At 73.1% G+C, this 25,213-nt stretch carries 13 protein-coding genes and 1 pseudogene; 3 read left to right on the forward strand and 11 right to left on the reverse strand.

Annotated elements, in window-relative coordinates; genetic code table 11:
* Positions 1-63: 63 nt before the first annotated feature.
* The 7 genes and pseudogenes from EXE59_RS01870 to EXE59_RS01900 form a co-directional block, all read right to left on the reverse strand.
* Positions 64-342, reverse strand: a pseudogene (locus EXE59_RS01870) (HU family DNA-binding protein); the annotation flags it as partial.
* 117 nt (positions 343-459) lie between these two features.
* Positions 460-918 carry a hypothetical protein gene (locus tag EXE59_RS01875; RefSeq protein WP_135837376.1) on the reverse strand — a complete coding sequence of 153 codons (459 nt, stop codon included), beginning with the start codon at positions 916-918 and terminating at the stop codon, positions 460-462.
* A gap of 3 nt (positions 919-921) precedes the next feature.
* Complete coding sequence (locus EXE59_RS01880) at positions 922-1,587, reverse strand: PAS and ANTAR domain-containing protein (protein ID WP_135837377.1); 666 nt, start codon at positions 1,585-1,587, stop codon at positions 922-924.
* A 43-nt stretch (positions 1,588-1,630) separates the two neighbouring features.
* Positions 1,631-2,002: a universal stress protein gene (locus tag EXE59_RS01885; RefSeq protein WP_135837378.1), complete on the reverse strand. Its 372-nt coding sequence runs from the start codon at positions 2,000-2,002 to the stop codon at positions 1,631-1,633.
* Between the two features lie 55 nt (positions 2,003-2,057).
* Positions 2,058-4,121 carry a tripartite tricarboxylate transporter permease gene (locus EXE59_RS01890; protein ID WP_135837379.1) on the reverse strand — a complete coding sequence of 688 codons (2,064 nt, stop codon included), beginning with the start codon at positions 4,119-4,121 and terminating at the stop codon, positions 2,058-2,060.
* 10 nt (positions 4,122-4,131) lie between these two features.
* A complete protein-coding gene (locus tag EXE59_RS01895; protein WP_135837380.1) occupies positions 4,132-5,340 on the reverse strand; it encodes a type 2 periplasmic-binding domain-containing protein in 1,209 nt (402 codons plus the stop codon).
* Positions 5,341-5,419: 79 nt separating this feature from the next.
* Positions 5,420-6,541 carry a PrpF domain-containing protein gene (locus EXE59_RS01900; protein WP_135837381.1) on the reverse strand — a complete coding sequence of 374 codons (1,122 nt, stop codon included), beginning with the start codon at positions 6,539-6,541 and terminating at the stop codon, positions 5,420-5,422.
* 211 nt (positions 6,542-6,752) lie between these two features.
* Here EXE59_RS01900 and EXE59_RS01905 point away from each other — a divergent pair, with 211 nt between their 5' ends.
* A complete protein-coding gene (locus EXE59_RS01905; protein WP_135837382.1) occupies positions 6,753-7,661 on the forward strand; it encodes a LysR family transcriptional regulator in 909 nt (302 codons plus the stop codon).
* 3 nt (positions 7,662-7,664) lie between these two features.
* Here the strand turns inward: EXE59_RS01905 and EXE59_RS01910 are convergent, their stop codons facing one another.
* The 3 genes from EXE59_RS01910 to EXE59_RS01920 all read right to left on the reverse strand — a co-directional run bounded on the left by EXE59_RS01910 (position 7,665) and on the right by EXE59_RS01920 (position 17,064).
* A complete protein-coding gene (locus tag EXE59_RS01910; protein WP_210428852.1) occupies positions 7,665-8,705 on the reverse strand; it encodes an aldose epimerase family protein in 1,041 nt (346 codons plus the stop codon).
* A 93-nt stretch (positions 8,706-8,798) separates the two neighbouring features.
* A complete protein-coding gene (locus tag EXE59_RS01915; RefSeq protein WP_135837384.1) occupies positions 8,799-12,461 on the reverse strand; it encodes an immunoglobulin-like domain-containing protein in 3,663 nt (1,220 codons plus the stop codon).
* Position 12,462: 1 nt separating this feature from the next.
* Positions 12,463-17,064 carry an alpha-L-arabinofuranosidase C-terminal domain-containing protein gene (locus tag EXE59_RS01920; RefSeq protein WP_135837385.1) on the reverse strand — a complete coding sequence of 1,534 codons (4,602 nt, stop codon included), beginning with the start codon at positions 17,062-17,064 and terminating at the stop codon, positions 12,463-12,465.
* A gap of 176 nt (positions 17,065-17,240) precedes the next feature.
* On the opposite strand from EXE59_RS01920, the gene EXE59_RS01925 reads away from it, so the two are divergent.
* On the forward strand, positions 17,241-22,397 hold the full coding sequence (locus EXE59_RS01925) for a family 43 glycosylhydrolase (protein ID WP_135837386.1): 5,157 nt from the start codon (positions 17,241-17,243) through the stop codon (positions 22,395-22,397).
* Here the strand turns inward: EXE59_RS01925 and EXE59_RS01930 are convergent, their stop codons facing one another.
* Positions 22,398-24,164, reverse strand: a complete 1,767-nt coding sequence (locus tag EXE59_RS01930; RefSeq protein WP_135837387.1) for a SpoIIE family protein phosphatase — start codon at positions 24,162-24,164, stop codon at positions 22,398-22,400.
* Positions 24,165-24,254: 90 nt separating this feature from the next.
* On the opposite strand from EXE59_RS01930, the gene EXE59_RS01935 reads away from it, so the two are divergent.
* Positions 24,255-25,166 carry an ATP-binding protein gene (locus tag EXE59_RS01935; protein WP_168218364.1) on the forward strand — a complete coding sequence of 304 codons (912 nt, stop codon included), beginning with the start codon at positions 24,255-24,257 and terminating at the stop codon, positions 25,164-25,166.
* Positions 25,167-25,213 lie beyond the last annotated feature (47 nt).

Genomic DNA, 25,213 nt, shown 5'->3' on the forward strand with positions numbered 1-25,213 from the left:
CCGAGGAGGCCGCACCGAGATCGGTGCGGCCTCCTCGTCGTACGGGGCGTACGGGGGCGTACGTCAGCCGTTGAGGCTCTGCTTGAGCGCAGAGGCCGGCTTGAAGCCGGCGCTGCGGGACGCGGCGATCTCCATCGCCTCGCCGGTCTGCGGGTTGCGGCCCGAGCGGGCCGCGCGCTCACGGACCTCGAACGTGCCGAAGCCGGGCAGGGTCACCTTGTCGCCGTTGGCGAGGGCGGACGAGATGGCCTCGACCACGGCGTCGACGGCGGACTCGGCGCCGGACTTGGACAGGTCGGCGCCCTGGGCGACGGCGTCGACGAGCTCACGCTTGTTCATCGTGTTCTTCTCCTTGGTGCTTCAGGAATTGGGAATGATTCTCATCATAGGCGGAGAGGCGCTGCTCCCCACCACACCACACTGTCAGAGCGCGGCGACGTCCGCGCGCACAGGTCACCCTCAGGGCGGGCAGGACTGCTGGAGGTACGCCGAGAAGGCGGCGTCGCCGCCGTCGACCGGATCGGCCGGCGCGCCGACCGCCTCGTGCTCGAGGTCGAGGCCGACGGAGTCGTACACGCTGCCGATCAGCGTGTAGTAGCCGCTGCGGGCGGGCAGCGACATCCCGGCCGGGACGCCGGTGTCGACCAGCGCGTCGGCGGACTCCGCCAGCGCGGCCTCGTCGCTGGAGCCGGCGACGAACTGCGCCTGGCTGTCCGCGAGGGCGCGGAACCCGGCGCAGAACTCCTCGTCGCTGGCGACCACCGGCGCGCCCCGCTCGGAGGCGGCCGGCTCGTCGGTGCCGGCGTCCCCCGCCGGCCGCTGCACGAGGACGATCAGCGCGACCAGGGCGAGCACCCCGAGGGCGAGCACGACGCGGGAGGTCGAGGAGGACCGCACGCGGTCTGCCGGCTTCGTCATCGATCAGCCGGACTGGGCAGCCGTGCCGGGCGCGTCGGCGTAGAGCCGCTGGAGCATGACGTGCGGTGACGGCGACCGGCCGCGGGTGGGCGTCAGGTTGTCCCCCGCGGCCACGACCAGCAGGCCGGCGATGTCGCGCACCTTGCGGTTGGAGTCGGCGCTGAAGGCACGCAGGATCGCCCAGGCGGTGTCGGGGCCGACGCTGTAGAGCTGCACCAGCACGCCCTTCGCCTGCTCGATCACTGCCCGGTGCTCGACGAAGTCCTCGACCGCTCCGTCGAGCTCGCGCGCGACCGCGTCCTGCCGGACGTCGGTGATGTCGATCAGGTGGCCGACGATGGCCGCCGTCTCGTCGTGGCGCTCGAGGTGTCCCGCCGCGACGACGACGCGGAGGCAGCCGGCGGCGGTGGTGATCCGGTGGACGAAGGAGAACGGCTCGTCTCGTTCGAGGGCGGCCTCCCGCGACTCCCAGGCTGCCTCGCGGTCGTCGGGGTGGATGTGGCTCATCACCAGCTCCATGGTGGGGACGACCTGACCGGGCTCGAACCCGTGGATGCGGAACATGCCGTCCGACCACGACCACGCGTCCGCGTCAGGGCGGTAGGAGAAGTGCCCGACCAGAGCAGCGTGCGGCGCGATGCTGGCGCCGCCCGAGGGACGAGTCGTCATGCTCGGATTTTGCCCACTCGGGGTGTCGGCGACAAGCCGGGTCTCACCCTGGCGGCGGCTTCACCGCCAGCACCGGGCACGTCGCGTCCAGCAGGATCCGCTGCGCCGTGCTGCCGAAGACGAGCTTGCCGACCGGCGTACGAGCTCGCAGGCCCAGGACCACCAGGCGGGCGTCGCGGCGCTGGGCGACCTGGACGACGGCGTCGCTCGGGTCACCGAGGTCACCACGCGCGACCTCGATCCGCCCGGCGGCCTCGGGCCAGCGCCGCTCGAGATCCGCGACCTCCGGCGGGGCATCGCCGCGGACGGCGGGCACCAGGACCACCACCTCCTCCTCCCGGGCGGACTCGGCGACGGCGGCAGCCACGGCTGCGTGCCCGGGCGGGGTGTCGGCATAGGCGACGACGACGGTCATCGGCTGTCCTTCCTGGTGGTGGGGTCGAGGTGCGGCGTCGAGCCGGGTCGGGTGGTCACTGGAGCAGCCCCATCGGCAGGTCGACGGGCAGCAGCGAGGGCAGCGTCAGCAGGACCGCGCCCAGCACCAGCGTGTAGACGATCGCGGTGCGCGGGCGCACCCGGGCGGCGTACAGCAGGAACGCCGGGGTGAAGACCAGCGTCGCCGCGAGGTAGCCGCCGACCATGGCGAGCCCCAGGAACACCGCCATCGCGACGAACGTGCGGGCAGCGATCCGGAGGTCGTGCGCGCGGGCCAGGGCGCGCTGGTCGGCGACCGGCTCGACCCGCGTGGCCACCAGCGTGGACCCGCCGGCGCCGAGCGGCTCGTCGGCAGCCTCCGCCGCCGCCCCGTCCGGACGCGAGCGGCGGACCCGGGCCTCCTGCCAGACGAGGACGAGCGCGGCGACCAGGCCGCAGGTGGCGACCAGTCGTGGCATCAACCGCGCCTCCTCGGAGAAGGAGCCGCTGACCCACAGGGCGCCCGCGAAGACCAGCACCGTGACGACGGCGAGCGCGGCGGACCAGGCGGTGCCGGCCATCGAGCCCTCGAGGTCGTCCACGTCGGCCTCAGGGCCGTCGTGCTCGTCGCGGTGGCCGTCGTCGGCCTGGCCGGAGGTGCCGCGCAGCTTCTTGAGCAGCGACCACAGCACCGGCACGACCAGGACGGCCGCGAAGACCAGGACGCCGGGGCGCAGCATCCACGACGCGCCGTCGTAGAGGTTGGCGGTCAGGTAGTAGTAGCGCTCCATCGGGATGGCGAGGACGAAGCCGATGAGGAACGGTGCCCGCGGGGTGCCCGTCGCCTTGAGGAGGAACCCGACCACACCGAGCAGGACCATCACCCACAGGTCGCCGACCTGGCCGCCCTCCTGGAAGGCGCCGAGCAGCATGATCACCAGCAGGCCGGGGCCGAGCACGGCGAACGGGACGCGGGTGAGCTTGGCGAGCGTGCCGGTGGCGAGGAAGCAGAGGAACGCGCCGGCCACGGACGCGATCGCGAAGGCCCAGACGATGAGGTACATCAGGTCGAGGTGCTCAGTCACGATCGCGGGCCCAGGCTGGATGCCGTACGTCAGGAGCATCCCGAGCAGCATCGCGGACGGCACGCCGCCGGGGATGCCGAAGAGGAAGGTCGGGATGAGGTCGCCGGCCTCCACGGAGTTGTTGGCGCTCTCGGGGCCGACGATGCCGCGCGGGTCGCCCTTGCCGAACTTGCGCTTGTCCTTGGCGGTCGCGACGGCCTGCCCGTACGCCAGCCAGGTGCCGGCGGTCGCGCCGACGCCGGGCAGGACGCCGGCCCAGATGCCGATGAGCGAGCCGCGGACGACCTGGGTCCAGTGGGTGAGCCACTCGCGGATGCCGGCCCCCCAGCCGCCGGTCAGCTCGACCGGCGTCTCGGTGACCTTGCGCTGCCCGACCCGGCTGGCGATCTCGGCGAGGCCGAAGATGCCGAGCGCGACGGCCACGAGGGAGACCCCGTCGCTGAGGAAGAGAGACCCGAAGGAGAAGCGCTCCTCGGCGGTGGTGGGCGAGGTGCCGACCAGGCCCAGCAGCAGGCCGAGGAAGCCGGCCATCAGGCCCTTGACCACGTTGCCGCGGGAGAGGACCGCCGCGAGGGAGACGCCCAGGATGGTGAGCATGAAGAGCTCGGGGCTGCCGAACGACAGCACCAGGGGTCGTGCGAGCGGGATCGCCAGGGTCAGGCCGACCGCGCCGATCAGGCCGCCGGCCATGGAGGAGAGGAAGGCCAGCGAGAGGGCCCGCTTGGCCTGCCCCTGCCGCGCCATCGAGTAGCCGTCGAGCATCGTGACGCTCGCCGACGCCGAGCCCGGCGCGCCCAGGAGGACGGCTGCCACGGTGTCGGAGGTGTGGACGACGGCCAGGGCGCCGATGAGCATGGCCAGGGCCGCTTCGGGCTCCATGCCGAAGGTGACGGGCAGGAGGATCGCCACGGCGCCGGTGCCGCCGAGGCCCGGGATCAGTCCGATGACCAGGCCGGCGACGACGCCGATGGCGAGCATGAGCAAGAGGGAGGGGTCGGCCAGGGAGGCCAGTGCCGAGAAGGCTGCGTCTGTCATGGTGGCGTCCTCAGTCGATCGTGATGTCGTGGTCGGTCTCGAGCAGCTCGAGGACGTCCTCGCGGACGGAGTCGTCCACGCGGTAGGCGTCCCCGATGCGCTCGGCGAGGTCGGGCGAGGCGTCGAGCGGGTAGCCGCCGAGCACCTCTGCGGCCGCCTCCTGGAACTCCGGGTCCGCCCCCATGTCCTCAGCGGTCGAGCGGAGCAGCTCGAGCGCCTCGTCGGGAGTGTCCTCGGGGACCCACAGGGCCTTCTGGTACGTGTACGTCAGCGCGAGGATCGCGCGGTAGGTGGCGAGTGCGTCGGGGTCGGGCTGCTCGCCGTTGAGCTCCTCGTAGACCTCCACCACCGTCGGGAGGTCGGGGAAGTTGGGGTCGCGGACGATCTCGCCCGACTCGTCGACCTGGCCGAGGGAGAAGAGGGGCACCGCGGTGCCGTCCTCCACGAGCGGCTCGACGGCGGGTCCGTACGACGAGGTCGTCTGGTAGTCGATGTCGACCTCGCCGCGCTGGAGGGCCAGGTTGACCGGGCCACGACCCTCGAAGCCGAACGTGGACTCGACGTCGGCACCCAGAAGGTCGAAGGCGAGGAGCGTGGTCAGGTCGAGGCTGGTCGCGGCGATGCCGCCGAAGACCAGCGGCCGGTCGCGGTCGACGAGGTCCTCGACCCCCGTGACCCCGGCCGCCGAGCGGGCGTAGACGACGGCGCCGGTCCCGTTGGCCAGGATCGGCCGGAGCTCGGCGAAGTCGTAGCGGACCGCGGGCATGTCGAGCAGGTAGGGCACCACGGTGGACGCGGTGCTCACCAACACCTCGGTGCCGTCGGTGCGCGCGGAGCTCATGAAGTGGTTGGTGCCGAGGATGCCCTCGCCACCGTCGTCGTTCACCGGCGCCAGGCCCGGCGAGCCGGGGACCTCGTGGGTGAGCTCGGTGGCGACGAACCGGGCCCAGGTGTCGGTGCCACCGCCCTCCGCGAGCGGGATCATCAGCTCCACGGTCTCGCCGGCGTAGTCGCCGTCGGTGGTGGAGGCGGCGGGGTTGAGCAGGTCACCGCCGAGGACGGAGACCCCCACGGCAAGCGCGGCGAAACCCGCTACCACGGCGGCCGCGAGCCGCGGGTTCGGCGCGGCCCGGTCCTCTGCGGCCTGCGGGTCCTGCGTGGGCACGGCGCTCCCGTCCGTCTCGGCGGTCACGTCCTCCAGGTCGACGTGCTGGGTCATCGGTTCCTCCAGGTGAAGCGAGCCCCTTCGGGGCAGGTCGTGTCAAGGGGGTGGGGGGTTGATGGGGCCGGCGGGGTGGTCATGCGGACGCCGAGGGCTGGAGTGGCGGGTCCGGCAGCAGCACCGAGCCGCTGGCCAGTCGGCGATAGGTCCGGACGACGCCCACGACCGGGACGCCGTCGTGCTCCTCGACGAACGTGCTGACGCAGCCCGCCGGGGTGGCGAGCCGGAGCCCGCGGGCGGGGCCCTCGGCGAGGCCGTCGGGTGCGACCAGGTCGTGCACGACCGTGCCGGCGGCGCCGGCGGCGAGGGTGAGGGCGACCGACCCGGTGACCGGGACGGCGGGGTGGAAGCGGCCCATCGACAGCATCCGTACGGTCAGGTCGGTGTCCGGGCCGTCGTCCGGCGCGGCGTCGGAGACGACCGCCAGCTTGGGCACGGCCCGCGCGACCGCCTCGGGGGTCGCGGCGAGGCCCATGCGGACGCCGGCCTCGCGTCGTACGGCATCGAGCCGCGCCAGCAGGCCCGGGACGGCGTCGAGCGCGGCGATGTCCTCGTCACCGCGCACGCCGACCTCGGCGGCGCGGACCGCGACGACCGGGGCACCCGCGTCGACCAGGGTCACCGTCACGCCGCCGACCGCGTCGGAGAGCCGGTCGCGCTCGCGCCCGGTCGGGAACAGGTGGCCGGTGCTGCGCCCGGCCGGGTCGACGAACCCCATCCGCACCGGGGCGCCGGGGAAGGGGACGCCGGGGATGTGCTCGGTCGCGGCCTCGTCCAGGCGCCCGCCGGGGGTGGGGACCCGCTGCACGATCAGCTGGCGCGTGTTGGTGTTGAGCACCCGCACCGAGGTCTCGGCCGCACCGGTGGCGACCCAGCCCTCCCGGATCGCGAACGACGCCACCACGGCCGAGCAGTTGCCGCAGTTGCTGCCCCAGTCGACCTTGGCCTCCTCGATCCCGACCTGGGCGAAGGTGTACTCGACGTCCACGTCGGGGTCGGATGACGGAGCCAGGATCACCGCCTTGCTGGTGGTCGAGGTGCCGCCGCCCACGCCGTCCACCTGGCGGTGGTCGGGACTCCCGTAGAGACGCAGCAGCACCTCGTCGACCGACAGGTCGGGGATCGTCAGGTCGTCGCGACGGAAGACCCAGCACTTGCTGGTGCCTCCTCGCATCCACGTCGCGTCGATCTCGCGCATCTGGCCTCCCGGGGTGTGCGTCCGGGCCGTCCGGACCACCACAGGTTGCGCCCCAGTGAGGTGTAGCACAATCACGAATCTGCACATCTCGATGAAGCATCACTACATGCTTAGTGCGACGCCCCGCTCCTGGAGCGGCCCCCGGGGACCTTCAACCGCAGGGAGAGCGATCTTCATGGCCGTGAAGCGCTGCTTCAGGCAGACTGGTCCCGTGCTCGACGTCAAACGCCTCCAGGTGCTGCTCGCGATCGTGGAGGAGGGCTCGGTCACCGGGGCCGCCGCGGCCCTGGGCTACACGCCCTCCGCCGTGTCCCAGCAGCTGCTGCGCCTCGAGCGCGAGGCGGGCCAGCCGCTCCTCGACCGGCACGCCCGCGGAATGCGGCCCACCGACGCCGGGCTCGTGCTCGCCACCCACGCGCGCAAGGTCGTGCGCCAGCTGGCGGCGGCGGAGGCCGACCTGCAGGACATCGCCGGCGTACGTCGTGGCAGCGTCACGCTCGGCACCTTCCCCACCGTGGGCAGCTCGTTCCTGCCGCTGGCCGTGCGCCGCTACCGCGAGCTCTACCCCAACATCACCCTCACCATCAGCAGCGGGCGTGAGGACCACCTGGTGCGGATGCTCGAGGAGGGAGCGGTCGCCATGTCGTTCCTCTGGGACTACGAGTGGGACCGCGTCCACGACGACGAGCTGGTCCTGACCGAGCTCTTCACCGACCCGACCGTGCTCCTCGTCGGCGCCTCGCACCGTCTCGCCCGGCGCCGCACGGTCGATCTCGCGTCCCTGGCCGCGGAGCCGTGGATCATCCGTGCCGGCGGCCACCCCGTCGTCGAGGTGCTCGAGCGGAGTGCGGTCGCCGCGGGCTTCTCCCCCACGATCGCCTTCCAGGCCAACGACTACCAGGAGGCCCAGGCGATGGTCAGCGTCGGCCTCGGCATCGCGCTCGCCCCGCGTACGGCGACCGTCAACCAGCACCCCGACGTCCGCGTCATCTCGCTGGGCTCGAGCGCGCCGTCGCGCCGCGTGCTGGTCGCCCACCGGGCCGGACGCGTGCGCGGCGCGGCCGAGCTCGCGCTGCACGACGTGCTGGTCGAGACCGCCTCGTCCTACACCGGACGCTGAGCCTCAGCTCGTCGAGCCGAAGCGCCACTCCAGCCGCGAGACGTACGCCTCCCCGGGCCGCAGCACCGCAGAGGGCCACTCGGGGCGGTTGGGCGAGTCGGGGAAGAGCTGGGGCTCGAGCGCGACGCCGTCGCCCTGGCGGTAGCGCCCGCCGCTGGTGGCGCGGCGGGAGCCGTCGAGGAAGTTGCCGGTGTAGACCTGCAGGCCCGGCTGGTCGGTCCACACCTCGGCGCTGGTCCGGGTGGCCGGCGAGGTGAGCACCGCGGCCCGGCGCAGCCCACTGCCGCGCACGACGTAGTTGTGGTCGATGCCGCGGGCGTCGGCGACCTGCGGGTGCTCTGTGCGCACCGCGGGCCCGATCAGCGTCGGCACCCGGAGGTCGAACGGCGTGCCGGCGACCGGGGCGTGGCCGCCGAGCGGGATCCCGGTCGCGTCGACCGGCGTGAGCTCGTCGGCCTCGACGAGCAGCTCGTGGCCGTCGACCGTGCCGGAGCCCTCGCCGGCGAGGTTGAGGTAGGCGTGGTTGGTCAGGTTGACCACGGTGGCCGCGTCGGTCGTGGCCTCCATCGTCACGCGCACCGCCTCGCCGTCGACGACGTAGCGGACGGTCGCGGTCACCTCGCCGGGGAAGCCCTGGTCGCCGTCCGGGCTGACCAGCGACAGCACGACCTCGTCGGCGTCGTGGGCGACGACGTCCCAGAGGCGTACGTCGAAGCCGTCCGGGCCGCCGTGCAGGCTGTTGCCCCGGTCGTGGGTGCGCACCTCGACGTCACGGCCGTCGAGGCTGAAGCGGCCGCCGGCGATGCGGTTGGCGTAGCGGCCGATGGTGCCGCCGACGTAGTCGCCGCTCGCCAGCCGCTCCGCGACGTCCGGGTGGCCGAGCACGACGTTGCGCCGCTCGCCGTCGCCGCACGCGACCACCAGCCGGTGGACCGTCGCGCCGAGGGTGAGCACCTCGACGACGGGGCCGGGCTCGGCCCCGATCGTCAGCAGGCGCACGTCGCGCCCGTCGGGCAGCTGGCCGAACGTCTGGTCCTGGGGCACGGCACCATCCTCGGGCATCGCGGCGGGCGGGCGGGCAGGTGGAGCGGCCGGCCGGGGCTGATCCTCACACCCTCCCCGGCCGGCCAGCCTGGGTCAGCGCAGCCTCAGCCGCGCCGAGTCCTTCGAGCCGGAGAGCGTCTCCGAGCGACGCGTCACGACGCGCACCACGTAGGCGCCCGGCCGCTCCGGCGCGACCCGCCACCGGGCGCGCCCGGCGGCGGAGAGGTCGAGCCACCTGGCCTTCAGCACGCGGCCGTTGCGGAGCAGCACGGCGCGCACGCGCTCGGGCGCCTGTCCGGCGGGGTCGGTGACGACCCGCACGCGAGCCGCGAGCCGCGTCCCGCCGGCCGTGCGCTCCACCCGGACCCGGGTGCTCGACCCTGCCCGGACCACGCGCAGCGGCACGGTCGCCGTCGACGCGGCGTGGCTCGCGCTGCCGTCGTACCTCACCTCGAGGTCGTGGCCGCCCACGCCCATCGCGGTGGTGTCGAGGACCAGCCGTACGCGGCCGTCCACGAGCTCGCCGGTGCCGACGAGCCGGTCGCCACTGACGACCCGGACGGCGCCCGCGGGCACCCCGGTCGTGCCGGCGACCCGCACCACCACGGGCACTTCTGAGCCGAAGCGCGCGACCTTGCGCACCGAGGCGGCGACCGAGGTCACCACCTGCTCGCCACCCACGGGCGGGAGCGACAAGGTGTTGGCGGGCTCGACGTTGCCGGCGCGGTCGACGGCGCGGTAGGCCACCGCCCGGGCCGCACCGGCCGCGACCGGGCCGGCGTACGTCGTCCAGGCACCCGACCCGACGCGGGTCTCGACCCGCAGCAGGCCGGAGGTGGCGTCGGCGGCGCGCACGGTCACGCGTCGCTCGGCGTCGTAGGTCGCGCGGCTGACCGGGTCGGTGGCGTCGATGCGCACCTCGAGCGAGGTCGTCGCCGACTCGTTGCCGGTGGTGTCGACCGCACGGGCCCGGACCGTGTGGGTGCCGTCGCCGGCGACCTCGGCGGACGCGGATGCGCCGGCGGTGGTCGCCCACGGGGAGCCGTCGACCGACGTCGACACGCTCTCCACCCCGGAGGCGTCGGTGGCGGTGGCGGTGGCGAGCACCGGGTCGGTGACCCACCATCCGGCCGTCCCGCCGGGCGTGCCGGCGGACAACGTGACCACGGGGTCGTCGGCGTCGGTGACGGTGACCGTCACGACCGGCCGGTCGGCCGACCCGCGCACGACGGTGCCGGTCACGGTGAACGTGCCGGGAGCGGCGTACGACGCAGGGTCGACGTCGTCCCACTGCACCGCGACCTGCTCGGTCGACCCGTCGCCCAGCTCGGCCGAGACCGTGGCGGGCAGCGCGGGCGCGGTGCCCTCACGCGTGGTCACCGCGGCGTCGGCGACCGACTCGACGAGCAGGTCGGGCTGGTAGGCCGCGCGCATCGTGTCGAGCTCGGCCTGCGTCACCGGGATCACCGTGCCGTGGCGCGGGCTGCTCGGCAGGTCGGCGGTCGGCACGGACTGCCAGCTCCCGCTGTCGATGTCGTCGGTGCGGAACGCGAGGTAGCCGCGGCCGCCGTGGTAGCTCGGCTGGTCGATGAACATGTACCACCGGTCGGCGACCTCGTTGTCGGCGAAGACCGTCGGGCCCTCACCCTGGGTGTAGGTGCCGCCCCACGGGTTGGGCTGGCCGACGCCGACCTGGTCGCGCACCAGCTGCCAGCCGGGCGTCGACGTGGTGGTCGGGAGCGAGCCGCTGACGGTGGCGCGCAGGTCGGTCGAGCGCTCCTGGCGCGGCGTCATCACGGCCTCGTCCTTGACGAAGCGGTGGAAGGTGTCACCGTCCTGGACGATCGTGGCGTCGATCATGCCGCGGCCGGTGCCGCGCTTGACGTCGATCCACGGCCGCGGCTCGCTGAAGGTCACGAAGTCGCGGGTCGTGGCATAGACCATCCGCTGGTAGGACGTGTTGATGTCGCGGTTCGTCGTGTCGGCGGTGGGATAGAACGCGGACGCCCAGTAGACGACGTACTCCCCCGCCTCCTCGTCGTAGAACGCCTCCGGTGCCCAGGTGTTGCCGGCGAGGTCGGAGGAGACCTTGACGTGGCGCTGGTCGGACCAGTTCACGAGGTCGGTGGACTCCCAGACCTCGAGGTACTTCGAGCCCGTCTCCTGCGCCTCGCCGAAGTCGACGGCCGGGTAGGCCTTGAGGTCGGTGGCCAGCAGGAAGAACCGGTCGCCCTCGGCGGAGCGGATGATGAACGGGTCGCGAAGGCCCTTCGTGCCGAGCTGCGACTCCAGCACGGGCCTGCCGTCGTTGAGCACGTCGTAGTCGAGCGGGTCGTTGCCGCGGCTCGCGCCGAGGAAGATCTTCTCGCCGTCGTCGGTGCTCTCACCGGCGAAGTAGGCGAAGGCGTACGCCTCGTAGTCCGCCGGCGCGGGCAGGGGGCGTACGCGCACGGTGATCGAGCGCGTGGCGGTGGCGTCGCCGAGGGTGCCGGTGACGGTGAGGGCCACGTCGACCGGGGCGCTGCCGTGGGCGGGGCGGGTGACCTCGCCGGTGGCGGTGACGACCGCCGGGGCGCTGCTCGCCCAGGTGAACGTCGTGCCGTGCAGGCCGGAGGCGGGCAGGGTCAGGTTGCCACGCACGTCGTCCGGGTGGACGAGCGCGACGGCGTCGACCGCGGCCTGCGCCTTGCCGGCGTCGTCCTGCTCCTCGGCGAGCACGGTCACCGCGAAGGGTCCGGCGGCGCGGGAGACGTCGCCGCGGGTGACGGTCGCGGTCAGCGTCGCCGCGCCGTCAGGGGCGCCGTACGCCGGGCGGTGCACGGTGCCGTCCGCCTCCACCACGGAGGCGTCGCTCGTGGCCCAGGAGATCGTGGTGCCGCGGGTGCCCGTCGTCGGGAGCACGAGGTCGGACGTGACGGCGGTGGTGTCGCCGAGGTCGAGGTCGGCGGCGTCCGCCTCTGCCGCGGCGGTGTTGGTGTCGGCAGCGCTGGCCGAGGCCTCCTCGCCGGTCAGGGCGCGGGAGTAGAGGCGGAAGTCGCGCAGCCGGCCCTTGAAGGACAGGTCGCCGCTGTAGGCGGAGCGGCCCAGCACGTTGCGGGTGGTGGTGCCGTCGGGCTCCCCGAGCAGGCCGGGGTTGGTGGTGAGGTTCGTGTTCGAGGCGACCAGGACGCCGTCCTCGTACACCCGGGCAGCTCCCGGTGCGCCCGGCGTGCCGCCGTCGATGCTGAAGGTGATGTGGCGCCACTGCCCCGTCGGGACCCGCCCGGGCCGAGACGCGCTCTGCTCGGTGGCGAAGCCGCCCTCGGCGATCGTCGAGCGCAGCCGGTTGGAGCTGTCGTTGGTGGTGAAGAGGTACCCCGTGCCGTTGGGGAAGGTCGCGGAGTTGCCGAAGTTGTACATGAACCAGTTGCCGCTGGTCAGGCTCGGGTCGACCCACACGTCGAAGTCGACGGTGACGTCCTCGAGCCCGGACAGCAGGTTGTTCGGCAGGGTGATCGCGTTGCCCGAGCTGTTGCTCCCGCCGCTGAAGACGAAGCCGTCGCCGCCGTTCCACGTGGCTGCGCCGGTGACGGTGCCGTCACGGCCGTTGCCCGACGAGTCGGCCGCGACGGTGCCGGACGTCTCGTCGAGGTTCCACCAGCCGACGAGGCCGGTCTCCAGGTCGGCCGCGGCGCTGGACGCCGGGGCCGTCCCGGCGACCAGGCCGGCCGTCGACGCTGCCAGCGCGAGGGCCCCGGCGATCCACGTGCTCGTCATGTCAGTTCTTCCCTTCGAGGCGGGTGACCCGCAGGACGGTGCTCGCCCGCGAGGGTGCGACGCCCGGCGAGCCGGCGTACGCGACGGTGATGCGGTGGGTGCCCGGGGCGAGGCCGCGCAGGACGAGCCGAGCCTTCCCCTCGCGGAGCGCGACGGTCCTGGCCCGCGACGTCCCGGCGCTGCGGACCGTGACCCGCACCCTGCCGGGGGCGGCGACGGCAGCACGGACCTTGGCCACGACGACGGCCTTGCGGGCGGACGGCGAGCGGTGCTTGACGACGACGTCGGTCCGCGTCCTCGCCCTCGCGACCTCGAGGGCCACCGTGTCCTGCGACGACGCGTGGGTGGCGTCGCCGGCGTAGCGGACGGTCAGCGGGTGGCTGCCGACCCCGAGGTCCGCGGTGTCGACGCGAAGGGTCGCGCGGCCGTCGACGAGGGTGCGGCTGGCGAGCGCGCCCGACCCGTCGGCGATCGTGACCGCCCCGGTCGGGGTGGAGCCGTCGGCGGTGACCGTCACGGCGACGGTCGCCGTGCGGCCGAGCCGTACGCCCTCGTCGTCCGTCACGGCGGCGGTGGCGGTCGCGGCGAGCTGCGCGCCGGCCGCGGGGACCCGCAGCTCACCGGCCTGCTCGACGTTGCCGAGGCGGTCGACGGCCCGGAAGCCGACCACGGTCGCGGAGCCACCGACCTGCACGCGCGCGGCGTACGCCGTCCACGGGCCGTCGCCGAGGCGGTAGTCGACCCGGTCCACGCCGGAGCCGGCGTCGGCCGCGGCGAGGGTGACGGCGCGGCCGTCGAGGGTGGCCCGGGTGACCGGGGCCCTGGCGTCGATGCCCACCGCGAGCGGGCGGACCTCGCCGACGTTGCCGGCGGCGTCGACCGCGCGGACGGCGACCGTGTGCAGCCCGTCGCCCGACACGGTGACCTCGCCGCTCGCGCCCTCGACGGTGGTCCAGGGGCCGTCGTCGACAGAGACCTCGAGCCGCGCGACGCGACGGTCGTCGGTGGCGCCGACCAGCACGGTCGCGGGCTCGGCATGCCAACCGTTGACGCCCTCGCCGGCCACCTCAAGGCGGTCGACCACGGGGGCGACCGCGTCGGCGGTGTGCATCCGGATGAAGGTCACCGAGGAGGCGGGGAACTCGTAGTCGAACGACTCGCCGATCCCCTCGATCTCACGCACCCGCGGCTTGATCGCGTTCGGGTTCGCCTTGGTGTTGGTGGCCCCGGGTGCGCCGCTCAGCGTGGTGACGGTGGCGGTGCCCTCGATGCCGGCGTCGCCGATGTCGATGCGGGTGCGGGCGGGCCGGGTCGAGGTGTTGACCACCTTGGCGACGAGGTCGCCGGTCCTCACGTCGCGGGTGACGACCTGGTGCACGTCGGCCGGCGGCGCGGGCTGGTCGTACTCCATCTGCAGCTCGCCGTCGAGCCAGAGCTCGACGTGGGTGCCGTCGACGACGACCTTGACCCGGTAGGTCTGCCCGGTGGTGACGCTGCGGCCCTCGAGCGCCTTGACCTCGCCGGCCGCGCCACCCGTGGCGCGCTGGAGCACCGAGCGGGTGTTGTTCCAGCCGCCGAGGTTCCACCAGTAGAAGTCGTTGGTGCCGGTGGCACCGAAGCCGACGAGAAAGCCCTCGGAGCCGGCGGTCTTGGTGGCGTCGAGCTCGAGCGTGTAGTTGCTCCAGTCCTGGTCGTAGGCGCCGGTCGGGATCGACCGCGCGTCGGTGACCGAGGTGCTGGTCTGCGCGTAGCGGTCGCCGTCCACCGCCCACGTGCCGGCCTGGGGCGACCACTGCCCGGCGTCGGCGAACTCGTCGGAGAAGAGCGTCTCACCGGTGTCGTTTGAGGTGACCGTCACGTTGTCGTACGCCGCGGCGGTCGCCCACGTCGAGAGGAAGACGCCACCGGTGATGGGCTGCACGGCGTCGGCCGGCCCGTCGTACGTGCTCGGCACGACCTCGTCGCCGACGTTGGTGCCGAAGAGCTTCTGCACCTCCCAGTTGGGCGTCTCCCACGACTCGTCGTTGTCGAACCAGATGGCGTCGGGGTTCCACTGCACGTGCGACTCGTTGGCGAGCAGCGGGGCGTACGACGCGAGCCGCACGACGTCGGCGTTGCGCTGGAGCGCGGTGATGTACGACGCCTCGGCGAGCGCGTTGTAGAGCGTGTTGCCGCGCGAGGCGTACTCGCCGAGGAACACCAGCGGGTCCTCGCGGTCGTAGGAGTCGTAGCGGAAGTGGTTCTCCAGGAACCACTGCGGGTCGCGGTAGTAGTGCTCGTCGACGAGGTCGACGTCCTGCTCGCGGTTGAAGTCCCACAGGGTGTCGAAGCGGGCGCCGGAGGAGTCCGGGCCGGAGTTGGAGATGATCTGGATGTCGGGGTACCTCGCCTCGATGGCGTCGCGGAAGGCCGGGAAGTTGGCCTCGAAGGTCGTGGTGTTCTCCTCGTTGCCGAGGCCGATCATGTCGAGGCCGAAGGGCTCCGGGTGGCCGAGCTCGGCGCGCCTGGCGCCCCACTCGGTGTCGGTGCCGCCGTTGGCGAACTCGATGAGGTCCACGGTGTCGTCGACCCAGCGCTCGATCAGCTCGGGGTCCTTCATCTCCGGGATCCCGGCGCCGCCGCAGCCGTTGGCGCCGACCGAGACGACGGGCAGCGGCTCGGCACCGAGGTCCTCGGCCATCTGGAAGTACTCCAGGTAGCCGATGCCGTAGGACTGGTTGTAGCCCCAGAAGTTCCAGTTGGTGGGTCGCTCCTCGACCGGCCCGATGGTCTCCTTCCACTGGTAGGTGCGGCGGCGGTCGGTGAAGCCGCTCTCCTCGTAGGTGCGGAAGGTGCCGACGTTGGTGACGCAGCCGCCGGGGAAGCGGAGGAAGCCGGGCTCCATCGCCGCGACCTTCTCCATCAGGTCCTTGCGGAGCACGCTCCTGCCGTTGACCGGGCCGACCCAGCGGTCGGTCGGCATCAGCGAGACCATGTCGAGCCCGACGACGGACGGGGCGCCGGCGAGCACGGCGAGCCGGCCCGCGTCGGTGGTGGTCGCGGCGGTCAGTGTGAAGGGGTGCTTCTTCCACGTGCCCGACCCGTCGAGCGCGATCACCGCGGAGGCGATGGTGGCGTCGCCGGCGGCGTTCTCCAGGCGCACGGTCAGCTGCTGGGCGGTCGTGCTGCGCGCCCAGACGTAGCCCTCGTACGTCTCGCCCGCCTTGACGGCGAAGCCGTTGTTGTACCCGACGTTGCGGATGCCGTCGCCGGCCGCGGCGGCGGTCAGCCGCAGGTGGTTGCGGTTCATCGCGTTGAGGCGGGTGGCGTCGTCGACCACCGCGGCGGTGGTGCCGGAGCCGCTGCGGTCGAGCACCTGCCAGGCGGTCATCCCGGTGAAGGAGCCGTTGTCGGAGGAGTTGAACTCGAAGGACCGGTTGCGCACCAGCTCGGCGTAGAGCCCGCCGTCGGCGGCGTAGTTGATGTCCTCGTAGAAGATGCCGAACATGTCGTCGTTGATCTCGGCGCCGGTGCCGTCGCCGTCGACGGTGAGCGTCGCGGTGCCCTCGCCGACCTCCGACAGGAGGAACCGCACGGCGTCCGCCTCCGCTCCGGTGACCAGCGCGCCGTCGTCGCTCGAGGTGACGTACGCCGCGGGGTCGGCCGCGTCGCGCAGCACGACCTTGCCTCCGCCCGCGTCGGTCAGGCGCAGCGGCGTGGGCTCGTCGTCGACGGCGCCGACCTCCAACGCTCCGTCGCGCAGCACGACGGGACCGTCGTCGGTGGTGAGCCCGGCATCGGCGGCCCGCATCCGCAGGCTGGCGGTGGGCTGCTCGGCGCTCAGGCGCAGCGCGGTGCCGTCGAGGACGACGTACGGCTCCTCGCCGTCGGCCTGCAGCACGAACGGGCCCGACGGCGTGACGTCGGCGCCGGCGCCGTGCTCGATGGTGAAGGAGTCGAAGGCGGCCGGCAGGACGGTGCCGTCCTGCGCGGCCAGCGCGTAGAGGCCGACCTGGGTGGTGTCGAAGGAGACGTCGGTGGTGGCGGCGGTGACCCACGCCGCCCCGTCCCAGAAGCTCGAGGTGAGGGTGTCGCCCACGCGCTGGAGGCGCAGCCGCTCGGCGCTGGAGGCAGGGCGGTCGGCGAAGGCGACGGCGCTGAAGACCGCCCCGGTCTCGAGGTCGGTCTCGACCGCGATGCCGGACGGCGAGAGGTTGCCGACGAAGGTGAGCCCGGAGCGGAGGTAGTTGTCCATGTCCTGCCAGGCGATGAGGCCGGCGCCCTGGTAGACCTTCGCGACCGCGGCGGACACCTCCGCGGTGGCGGTGAAGTCGCCGGCCGGGACGTCGAGGACGACGACGTTCTTCGCGGTGTTGTTGCCCTGCCAGGTGTCGCCCGGCTGACCGGCGATGCGCAGCGCGCCGCCCGTGACGGACAGGTGCGCGGGGTCCGGGTTCACCACGCTCCACCGCCCGTCGAGCGACGATCCGTCGAAGGTGTCGGTCCAGCTCACGTCGCCCTCGGCGGCCGACGCGGGGAGCGTCGCGCCGGTCGTGGCGGCCAGTCCGGCGACGAGCAGTACGGCGGCGGTGAGGGCGGCGGCCGGGCGGTGGAGCAGGGTCATGGCGGTCCTCGAGGTCCAGGGCCGTCACGCGGATGTGACGGGCACCACAGCGAGAGTGTTAGCGCTCACAATCGGTTCGTCAAGGGTCCGTCCCGCTTTCGGATGGCACCGTTGACGAATTGGGGTGACCGTGGTCACACTGCGTCTGTTAACGCTCACATGCCGAAGAGGACCCCATGACCGACGTCGACCAGTCCCGCACCCCATGCCCGCTCGTCCCGTCCGCCGTCGCCGTCGTGCTGGCGGTGCTGGCCGGCCTCCTGCTCGTCCTGCCGTCGGCCCCCGCCACCGCGGCCGACCCGGACGACGTCACCGACGGGCTGCTCCTGCGCTACGACCTGACCCAGGAGTCCGGCACGACCGTGGTCGACTCCTCGGGCAACGGCCGCGACGGCACGCTGAGCGGCGGCGGCACCTGGACCGGCACCAACGGGCTGGTCCTGGACGGCGTCGACGACCACGTCAAGCTGCCGAACGACCTGATGGCGGGACTCAGCTCGATCACGGTGTCGACCGACGTCTACATCGAGCCGAGCCAGGCGGGCAACTACTTCATCTGGGGACTCGGCAACCCGGCGACGACGGCGCCCTCCGGCAGCGGCTACCTCATGGCGACGGGCAACACCTTCCGCGCCTCGATCACCAACCAGTGGTGGAACAACGAGCGCAACACCGCACCCTCTCCGGGCCGAGCCCTGGCCCGCGGCGTGTGGAAGACCGTCACCTACACCCAGACCGGCACCACCGGCACCCTCTACGAGGACGGTGTGCAGGTCGGGCAGAACACCGCCGTCAGCTGGCTGCCCAGCGCGATCGGCAACGGCACCACGACCAACAACGTGCTCGGCGAGTCCAACTACGCCGTCGACAACAGCCTCAAGGGCAAGGTCAAGAACTTCCGGATCTACGACCGCGCCCTGACCTCCGAGGAGGTCGCGGCAATCTCGCTGACCGACGCCGACCGCCTCGCCTCCGACACGGCTGCCCTGTCGCTCGGCGACCTGTCCGGCGTGACCGACGACCTCACCCTCCCGGCCGCCGGCCCCTACGGCTCCAGCATCGCGTGGGCATCCAGCGACCCCGCCGTCATCAACGGCAGCGGTGCCGTCACCCGCCCCGGCCCCGGGGAGGACCCGGTCGTCGTGACGCTGACCGCCACCCTCACTCGCGGCTCGGAGACGACGACGAAGTCCTTCGACGCGACCGTCCTGCCCGACGAGGGCGACCAGGCCAAGGCCGACGAGGCGGCGGCCGCGATCGAGCTCGTCCACCCCGACGACGTGCGCGGCCACCTCACCCTGCCCACCGAGGGCGAGATGGGCGCGAGCATCAGCTGGGCGTCCTCCGCGCCCGCCATCGTGGCGCCCGACGGCATCGTCGACCGCCCCGCGCCCGGCGCCGGTGACGCGAACGTCACCCTCACCGCCACGGTCACCGTCGGCGCGGCCACGGCGACCCGCGACTTCCCGCTCACCGTGCGCGAGGCGCCTGCCCCCGCGCCGTACGCGGGCTATGCCTTCAGCTACTTCACCGGCAACTCGATCGCCGGGGAGAAGATCTACTTCGCGGCCAGCCGCGGCAACGACGCGCTGCGCTGGGACGAGCTCAACAACGGCGAGCCGGTTCTCGAGTCGACGTACGGCGAGCTCGGCCTGCGCGACCCGTTCCTCATCCGCTCCCCCGAGGGCGACCGCTTCTTCCTGATCGCCACCGACCTCTCGATCGGCCGCAACGGCAACTGGGACCGCGCCCAGCGCCAGGGCAGCCGCTACCTCGAGATCTGGGAGTCGACGGACCTCAGGAACTGGTCCGAGCAGCGCCACGTGCTGGTCTCCCCGCCGACCGCGGGCAACACCTGGGCGCCGGAGGCGTACTGGGACGAGGACCTGCAGCAGTACGTCGTGTTCTGGGCCTCGAAGCTCTACGCCGAGGACGACCCGAACCACACGGGCGGCACCTACAACCGGATGCTCTACGCCACGACGCGCGACTTCGTGACCTTCAGCGAGGCGAAGATCTGGCAGGACATCGGGTCCTCCCGCATCGACTCGACCGTCATCAAGGAGGACGGGACCTACTACCGCTTCACCAAGGACGAGGGCGCCGGCACCACCGGCTGCTCCGACATCATCCAGGAGAAGAACGACTCGCTCACCGAGCCCGACCTCGTCGGGTCCAAGGCGTGGGCCTTCCAGGACGGCTGCATCGGCCGCGACGCCGGCACGTCCGCGGTCGAGGGCCCGACGGTCTTCAAGCGCAACCCCGGCGACACCTCCGGCGGGCAGTACTACCTGTTCGTCGACGAGTACGGCGGCCGCGGCTACATCCCGCTCACCACCGACGACCTGGACGCCCCCGACTGGAAGGTGCCGGCCGACTACAAGCTGCCGGCCAGCCCGCGCCACGGCACGGTGCTCCCGGTGACGCAGGCCGAGCTCGACGCACTGCGCGCCGACCTGCCCGCTCCCCCGCCGCCGGTGCAGAGCGACGAGGACGGCCTGGTCGCACACCTGCCGCTGACCGGCGACGCCGAGGACGTGAGCGGCCACGGCTACGACGGCACCGTCACCGGTGACGCGACCTTCGCCGACGGTGCGCTCACGCTGGGCGGCTCGACCGGCCACGTGGAGCTGCCCGACAACATGATGACCGGCCTCGACGACATCACCGTGTCGACCGAGGTGTGGGTCGACCCGGCCCAGTCCGGCAACTACTTCGTGTGGAACCTGGGCAACACCGGCACCGACGGCGTCGGCAAGGGCTACCTCTTCACGACCGGCAACAGCACCTATCGCGCGGCGATCGCGTCCGGCAACTGGACGACCGAGCAGGGCATGAGCGCGGGCTCGGCGCTGCAGCGCGGCGCGTGGAAGACGCTGACCTACACGCTGGGCGACGGCGTCTCGACGCTCTACCTCGACGGCCGGCAGGTCGCCCGCAACGCCAACGTCACCCACCGTCCCGGCGACATCGGCGACGGCGTGACGACCGCCAACTACATCGGCCGCTCGGCCTACGCCGGCGACAACCGGCTGCGCGGCAAGGTGCGCGACTTCCGGATCTGGTCCCGCGCGCTGTCGGGCGCCGAGGTGGCCGAGCTCGCCGCCGGCCCGACCGACGTGCTCGGCGTCGAGCTCGACTCCCTCAAGGTGCCGGCGATCATCGACGCTGCCGCCGGGGAGATCACCCTCCCCGTGCAGCCCGGCACGAACCTGACCGCCCTCGCCCCGGCGTACGCCGTGGCGGCGGGTGCGACGGTGACGCCGGACGGCCCGGCCGACCACAGCTCCCCGGTGTCGCTGACCGTCACCAACGGCGCGGAGAGCCGGGTCTGGACGGTGACGGCGGTCGAGATGCGCTCGCCGGTGCTGCCGGGTCTCTACGCCGACCCCAACATCGCGGTCTTCGACGGCACCTACTACATCTACGCCACCTCCGACGGCTACCCCGGCTGGGGCGGCAAGGAGTTCTACGTCTGGAGCTCGACCGACCTCGTCGACTGGACGCGCTCGGAGGAGCCGATCCTCACCCTCGACGGCGCCAACGGCGACGTCCCGTGGGCGAGCGGCAACGCGTGGGCGCCGACGATCATCGAGCGCGACGGGAGGTTCTACTTCTACTTCTCCGGCCACAACACCGCGCTCAACCGCAAGACGATCGGCGTCGCGGTCGCGGACAGCCCGACGGGCCCGTTCACGGCGCAGCCGCAGGCGATGATCCTCAACAACGAGGCCGTCACCTCGGGCCAGGCCATCGACCCGGCCGCCTTCCGCGACCCGGTGTCGGGCAAGCACTACCTCTACTGGGGCAACGGCTCCCCGGTGATGGCGGAGCTGGCCGACGACATGGTCTCGCTGAAGCCGGGGACGATCTCGGCGATGTCCGGTCTCACCGGCTATCGCGAGGGCTCGTTCATGAACTACCGCGACGGGACCTACCACCTGACCTACGCGATCGACGACACCGGTTCGCCGAACTACCGCGTCGGCTACGCCACCTCGACGTCACCGACCGGGCCGTGGACCTACCGCGGGCTGATCCTGGAGAAGGACGAGTCGCAGGGCATCCTCGGCACCGGCCACAGCTCGATCGTGCAGGTGCCGGGAACCGACGAGTGGTACATCGCCTACCACCGCTTCGCGGTCCCCACCTTCGACACGCCCGGCGGTGACGGGACCCACCGGGAGACCACGATCGACAGGCTCACCTTCGGTGCGGACGGGTTGATCGAGAAGGTCGTGCCGACGCTCGCGTCGGTGGACCCGCTGGCCTACACCGACGGCCCGGTCACGGCGTCGGTCTCCGACGAGGGTGCTGACGGGTGGCACGGCGCGGACGCCGCGCTGACTCTGGCGGGCTCGGCCCCGACCACGCAGTACCGCCTCGGCGACGGCTCGTGGACGGCGTACGACGGCCCGGTGCAGCTGCCGGCCGGCTCGTACGACGTGGCGTGGCGCGCGCGCTCGGCCAACGGCGTCTGGAGCGAGGTCTGGACGCGCTCGGTCAAGGTCGACGACACTCCGCCGGTGGCGTCGGGGTCGGTGTCGGGTGAGCGAAAGCTTTCACTCACGGCCACGGACGACTCGTCCGGCGTCGCGGTGCGCGAGTACCGCCTCGACGGCGGCGTCTGGGCCGCGTGGACCTCGGCCGTCCAGCTGGACGGTGCCGCGCACGCCATCGACGTACGGGCGAGCGACGTCGCGGGCAACACGTCGGCGGTCACCTCGTTGTCGGTGGCGGCGGCGCCCACCACGCCCACCGACCCGAGCCCGGTGCCCGCGGCTCCGGTCTCGACGGCGCCCCCGATCGTCGCCGGCAACCCGGTCGTCGGCCGGACGCTCACCGCCGTCGCCGGCGGCTGGGACCAGGGCGGCCTGACGTACGCCTACCAGTGGCTGCGCGACGGCGTGCCCGTCGCGGGTGCGACCTCGGCGTCCTTCCCCCTGGGGGCGGACGACGTGCGGCACCGGCTGTCGGTGCAGGTCACGGCCTCACGTCACGGCGGTGCCGCAGGGGTGGCCCGGTCGGCGGAGACGCGGGCCGTGGTGAAGGCACCGTCCCGCGTGAAGGTCTCGCTCGACCGCACCCCCAGCGCTGGCGACCGCACCAAGGTCGTCGTACGGGTGCCCGTGGTCCCCGCCTCCGTCGAGGCGACCGGCCGCGTGGTGGTCCGGGTCGACGGCAAGGTCGTGCGTCGCGTCCGGCTCGACGACGGGAAGGCCGTGCTCCGCCTGGCCTTCACGGCCGGGAGGCACACGCTGAAGGTGTCGTACGGCGGGTCGGACTCGGTGACGGCAGCCGCCCGCAAGGCCACTGTGCGCGCCGGCCGCTGATCAGACCAGTCGTCGCGCGGCGATGACGGCGACGTCGTCGTCGCGCGACGGGTCACCCACCCGCTCCACCACTGACGGGACGAGGCCGGGCAGCGGTGTGCCCGCCAGGGCCGCGGCTGCACCGGCCAGGCGTTCCTGGCCGTCGGTGATGTCCTCCCCGCGGCGCTCGATCAAGCCGTCGGTGAACGCGACGACGGCCTCGCCGACGCCGAGGCGCATGTGCTCCTCGGTGCGGCTCCGGGCACCGACGCCGAGGGGCGGCCCGTCGGCGAAGGCGAGCTGGTGGGCGGACCCGTCCGCGCGCAGCAGCACGGGCGGCGGGTGTCCCGCGTTGGCGACCGTCAGGGTGTCGGTGCGCGGGTCGGCGAGCAGGTAGAGGAGGGTGACCAGCTGATCGGAGCCGTGCTGCTCGAACATCGCGTCGAGCCGGTCGAGGACCAGCGCAGGGCGGGGGTCCAGCACTGCGTACGCCCGCACCGCGGCGCGGACCTGCGCCATGGCCGCGGCCGCGCCGACGCCCCGGCCCATCACGTCGCCGATGAACAGCACGAGCCGACCGTCGTCCAGCTCGACGACGTCGTAGAAGTCGCCGCCGACCTCGGTGCGACCGGCGGGGCTGTAGTGGTGAGCGACCTCCCACCGCGACGAGGTGTCGAGGGCGTCGGGGAGCACCGCACGCTGGAGCTGCACGGCAGCCGCGAGCGTCTGGCTGTGCAGCTCGGCGTTGTCCAGGGACACGGCTGCCCGCTTCGCCAGCTGCTCGGCCAGCACGAGGTCGTCGAGCGTGAAGTGGCGCTCCGACTCGGCCGTCACCCAGGTGATCACCCCGAGCACGCGGCCGCGTGCCACGAGCGGCACGGTGACGGCGCTGCGGAGGTGGAGGGCGCGAGCGATGGCCGCGTGCTCCTCGTCGACCGCCGCGGCCGCAATCATCTCGTCGGTGATCTCGGCGATGAGCTCGCTGCGCCCGGTGCGCAGGACCTGCCACGGACCGTGCGGCCCGTCGGGGTCTGGGGGATAGCGCTCGGCGAGCTCGTGCGCGAGCTGCACCTTGTCGGGGTCGACGTGGGCCACGGCCAGCCGCCGCAGCCGACCGTCGTCGACGACGTCGATCGCGCACCAGTCGGCGAACATCGGGACGGCCAGGCGGGCGACGTTGCCGAGGGTGACCTGGTAGTCGAGGCTGCTGGCCAGCTCCGTGGCCGCCTCGGCCAGGAACGCGAGCTTGGCAGCCTGCCGACCTGCGTCCTCCTGCGCGTTGATCCGGCCGATGCTCTGGGCGCAGGCGCTGGCCAGGATGTCGAGGAGCTCGACCTCGGCCTCGTCGAGGTGGCGTGCGTCGGCGAAGGCCAGCCCGATGGCACCGATCACGGAGCCGCCGGCAGTCAGCGGCAGGGCCACGACGGTCTGGGTACCGCGGTCCGGCATGTCGGTGAAGCGTCGCGTGATCGCCTGCCGGCCGGTGACGACCAGGCGGGTCCCCGTCCGGATGGCCTCGGCCGACGGCGTGCGGACGGTGAGCGGGAAGGTGCTCCACGTCTCCTCGTCACCGGCGCGACCTCCGTTGAGGGCCATCAGCCGGACGGTCCGCCCGTCCGGGCTGAGCAGGGTCACCGAGGCGACGTCCGCCCCGACGGCCTCTGCGCCGTGCGTGACGACGGCCTTGCAGACCCCTTCGACGGTGTCGGCGTCGACCAGCTCGCCGGTGACGCGCGCAAGGCGGGTCAGCCGTTCGGACAGGGGCGCGGGGCCGTCGGGGCCGATCACCGGGTCATCATCGCGCCATCGGCGTCCCTCGGGGCAGGATTCGCGAACACCTCACCCCCACGGGGTACGTCCCCGCCGTACGCTCGGCAGGTGAACGCTGCAGCCGGGTCCGATCCGGCGGTCGCAGGGCCCACCCACGCGTGGGCCGAGCAGGCGCTGGACGCACTCACCTCGCTGCCCGGCGTACGGCGGGCCGGGCTCGCCCTGCTCGAGGGCGGCGGCCGGCGCCTGAACTTCACCTCGGCCGAGCACACGGGACAGCGCCCCGCGACCTGGTGCCGGGTGGACGCCTACGACGACGTGCCCCTCAACACCGCGGTGCGCACCGGCCGCGCCGTCGTCGGCGACCTCGAGCAGCTCGGGACCAGCCACCCCACCTTCGTCGAGCGCCAGCACGGGACGGAGACGGTGGCGCTCGCGGCCGTGCCGATCGTGGCGGGCGGGCACACCCTCGGCGCGTACGTCCTGTTCTACCGACGGTCCCCCGGCTTCGAGGACCACACGGTCGGCGAGCTGGTGGAGCTGGGCGCCCGGCTGGGCGAGGCGCTCCGCAGCACGCGGGTCACCCCGAGCGCCGGCCTCGACGGCGACCCCCGCGCCGGGATGCGTACGCCGCCGGCGGGCGCACGGGTCGCGCTGTTCAAGGTCGCCAGCGACCCGGCGGCCGTCGGTCCGGCACGTGAGGAGCTCCGGGCGACGCTGTCCGCGTGGGGGGTCGACGAGGAGCTGGTCGACACAGCCGTCCTCTGCTTGTCGGAGCTCGTCACCAACGCCGTGGTCCACGCCGACTCCGGGTGTCACGTGCAGGTCACGTGGGACGCGGGCACGCTCACGGTGGAGGTCCGCAACCCCGGCAGCCCGCCCGACCTGCCCGAGCCGGACGCGAGCGATCCCCTGCAGGTCCACGGCCGCGGGCTCCAGCTGGTCGACGCCCTCTCCAGCCGGCGCGGGGCCGAGCGGGACGCCGACGGCTTCAGCGCGTGGTTCGTGATGGAGCGGTGAGGGGGACGCCGCCGAGAGAGCTCCACGAGAGGGGGGCGTGCGAGGCT

This window comes from Nocardioides eburneiflavus (assembly GCF_004785795.1).
In the GTDB taxonomy this organism is placed as follows: Bacteria; Actinomycetota; Actinomycetes; order Propionibacteriales; family Nocardioidaceae; genus Nocardioides; species Nocardioides eburneiflavus.

Excerpts from the sequence above, each read along its gene's own strand:
- EXE59_RS01920 (WP_135837385.1), bottom strand. The coding sequence starts at position 17,064 with ATGACCCTGCTCCACCGCCCGGCCGCCGCCCTCACCGCCGCCGTACTG.
- EXE59_RS01880 (WP_135837377.1), bottom strand. The coding sequence starts at position 1,587 with ATGACGACTCGTCCCTCGGGCGGCGCCAGCATCGCGCCGCACGCTGCT.
- EXE59_RS01900 (WP_135837381.1), bottom strand. The coding sequence starts at position 6,541 with ATGCGCGAGATCGACGCGACGTGGATGCGAGGAGGCACCAGCAAGTGC.
- EXE59_RS01890 (WP_135837379.1), bottom strand. The coding sequence starts at position 4,121 with ATGACAGACGCAGCCTTCTCGGCACTGGCCTCCCTGGCCGACCCCTCC.
- EXE59_RS01915 (WP_135837384.1), bottom strand. The coding sequence starts at position 12,461 with ATGACGAGCACGTGGATCGCCGGGGCCCTCGCGCTGGCAGCGTCGACG.
- EXE59_RS01875 (WP_135837376.1), bottom strand. The coding sequence starts at position 918 with ATGACGAAGCCGGCAGACCGCGTGCGGTCCTCCTCGACCTCCCGCGTC.
- EXE59_RS01885 (WP_135837378.1), bottom strand. The coding sequence starts at position 2,002 with ATGACCGTCGTCGTCGCCTATGCCGACACCCCGCCCGGGCACGCAGCC.
- EXE59_RS01895 (WP_135837380.1), bottom strand. The coding sequence starts at position 5,340 with ATGACCCAGCACGTCGACCTGGAGGACGTGACCGCCGAGACGGACGGG.
- EXE59_RS01925 (WP_135837386.1), top strand. The coding sequence starts at position 17,241 with ATGACCGACGTCGACCAGTCCCGCACCCCATGCCCGCTCGTCCCGTCC.